The organism is Vibrio sp. Y176 (assembly GCF_033438945.1).
Genome location: NZ_JAWOQS010000121.1, coordinates 1 through 1,069, shown reverse-complemented (window position 1 = coordinate 1,069; position 1,069 = coordinate 1). Strand labels below are relative to the sequence as shown.

At 44.9% G+C, this 1,069-nt stretch carries 1 protein-coding gene; it reads left to right on the top strand.

Annotated features, from left to right (window positions below; genetic code table 11):
- Positions 1 to 193: 193 nt before the first annotated feature.
- A partial coding sequence (locus R7O13_RS24515; protein WP_318304890.1) for a DUF3080 domain-containing protein occupies positions 194 to 1,069 on the top strand: 876 nt, incomplete at its 3' end.

Sequence of the window (1,069 nt, the reverse complement as noted above, 5' to 3'; positions counted from 1 at the left end):
TGGATGCACCGTCAAGAGCCCGATGTACAACTTAACTTTTCTCTGCAGTAATTCTGCTCGCCATTGGTGACGGTTTACAACAGAACGTAAAAGCCAGCATTCGCTGGCTTTTTTGATCTTCATGGCAAGTTGTTAGGTATACTTTTTGACAACGTATTAATTGAGTAACACAAGCAAACAGACAAGGAAGTTCGTGAAAATCCTATTCTTCGCATTACTCGCTTTGCTCAGCGGTTGCAACGGTTGGACGAATCCAGAGCGCGCAATCTTTGAAAAGTACCATCAACGTTTAGCGAACGTACTCGACGTTCCCCCGAGAGAGCTGGACGAGGCTTCCGCTATCACGATTCCTGATAAAAGGGCTTTGTATCAAGAGCTGCCAAGATTGTCGCTAGGGTTACTAGAGAGTTACCAGTTGCGTCAATGCGGCCTGTTCAACCTGATTGCGGAAAAGAACTCCCAATTGGGCAAAGTACAAGACCCTTTCCATGACCTGGATTACCAGACCACTTTGCTCAACACGCTCAATGGTTGTTTGACTGAATACCCCTTGAGCGAAGACGAACGCACAACATTAACTCGCCTGTATGCACAAAAATGGCAGCATCTTCCCGTTCATCTTGATAACGTTCTCCTCACAAGCGAAACCATGCGCAAGCAACTCACCGCTTCAAGTTGGTTATCAGCCAAAAGCCGCAATCAAACTGCTCATGTCAGTAAAACCTTTCATGCGTTAAATGCCATGTATGAGACGCCTAAAGGGGTCATTTCGCGCTTACCCTCTTTCTCCTTCGTGCAATATCAAGAGGAAATGGAAAAGTCTCGCTTGATGGGTAAGGTTTACTTCACTTTGAACAGCACTTCTGAATGGCTTGATGTCACCACCAAATTGCTTGAAAACAATCAGGAGCGCATTGTGTGTGGAAAGAATCGAGACACCACACAATTTCGCTATTTGAGAAATGTTTTCCAGTCAATTTATGTTGAAGAAGTACAGCCATACCTCGCCTTTGTCGACAGTACATATCAGCAGTTGAATGATGGTGCAATACTCATTGAGCAGAGAATG